Origin of the sequence: Streptomyces sp. NPDC051976 (genome assembly GCF_040680795.1) — a bacterium.
GTDB lineage: Bacteria > Actinomycetota > Actinomycetes > Streptomycetales > Streptomycetaceae > Actinacidiphila.
This window is the reverse complement of the sequence record NZ_JBFAXL010000160.1, coordinates 1-1,369: the sequence shown is the minus strand read 5'-3', so window position 1 is coordinate 1,369 and position 1,369 is coordinate 1. Positions and strand designations below refer to the sequence as shown.

The 1,369-nt window shown below is 65.4% G+C and carries 1 protein-coding gene; it reads left to right on the top strand.

Annotation, left to right across the window (positions count from 1 at the left end):
* Positions 1 to 124: 124 nt before the first annotated feature.
* On the top strand, positions 125 to 1,330 hold the full coding sequence (locus AB0M29_RS45210) for an IS256 family transposase (protein WP_365393694.1): 1,206 nt from the start codon (positions 125 to 127) through the stop codon (positions 1,328 to 1,330).
* Positions 1,331 to 1,369: the final 39 nt, after the last annotated feature.

Sequence of the window (1,369 nt, the reverse complement as noted above, 5' to 3'; positions counted from 1 at the left end):
GGGAGTGTCTAATAAACGGCGGATCTGTTGATCATGGAGACGCCAAGTGAGTGAGATGACGATCGAGCCCGAGTCCGTGCCTGAACCGGTCGGTGTGGCCGCGTCGGACGAGCAGTTGATCGCGATGCTGGTCGAACGAGCCCGGAGCGAGGGCATGCAGTTGACCGGTCAGGGCGGACTGCTGCAGCAGTTGACCAAGCGGGTGCTGGAGTCCGCTCTGGAGGGCGAGATCACCGACCACCTCGGCTATGACAAGCACGATCCGGTGGGGAAGAACAGCGGCAACAGCCGCAACGGCACCCGGACGAAGACCGTGCTGACCGACGTCGGGCCGGTCGAGGTCAAGGTGCCCCGGGACGTGGAGGGCAGCTTCGAGCCGCAGATCGTCCGGAAGCGGCAGCGCCGACTGACTGGCGTGGACGAGATGGTGCTGTCGCTGTCCGCCAAGGGCCTCACCCACGGGGAGATCTCCGCCCACCTGGCCGAGATCTATGGCGCCGAGGTCTCCAAGCAGACCATCTCCACCATCACCGACCAGGTGATGGACGGGATGGCCGAATGGCAGAACCGGCCGCTCGACCGCGTCTACCCCGTCCTGTTCGTGGACGCCATCAACGTGAAGATCAGGGACGGGAAGGTCGCGAACCGGCCCGTCTACGTGGTCATGGCCGTCACCGTCGAGGGCACCCGGGACATCCTGGGCATCTGGGCCGGCGACGGCGGCGAGGGCGCCAAGTACTGGCTGCAGGTGTTCACCGAGCTGAAGAACCGCGGCCTGGACGATGTGCTGATGCTGGTCTGCGACGGTCTGAAGGGCCTGCCCGACGCGGTCGAGACCGTCTGGCCCCGCACCATCGTGCAGACCTGCATCGTCCACCTCCTGCGCAACAGCTTCCGGTATGCCTCGCGGGCGGACTGGGACAAGATCGCCAAGGCACTCAAGCCCGTCTACACCGCACCGAACGAGAGCGCGGCGGCAGAGCGATTCGGAGAGTTCCAGGACGCCTGGGGAAGGAAGTATCCGGCGATCATCAACCTGTGGGAGAACGCCTGGGCCGAGTTCGTGCCCTTCCTCTCCTTCGACGTCGAGATCCGCACCGTCATCTGCTCGACGAACGCGATCGAGTCCGTCAACGCCCGGATACGCAAGGCCGTCCGGGCCCGCGGGCACTTCCCCACCGAGGCCGCCGCCCTGAAGTGCGTCTACATGGCTCTGATGAGCCTGGACCCGACCGGCAAGGGCCGCAAACGCTGGACCATGCGCTGGAAGGCACCCCTGAACGCCTTCCAGATCGCCTTCGAGGGCCGGCTCACCCCGGCCAACAACTGAACCCCAACAATCAAGATCAGCCGTTAACTGGACACACCC

What these genes read in the sequence shown, in the direction of transcription:
- AB0M29_RS45210 (WP_365393694.1), top strand. Translation starts at nt 125, where the DNA reads ATGCTGGTCGAACGAGCCCGGAGCGAGGGCATGCAGTTGACCGGTCAG.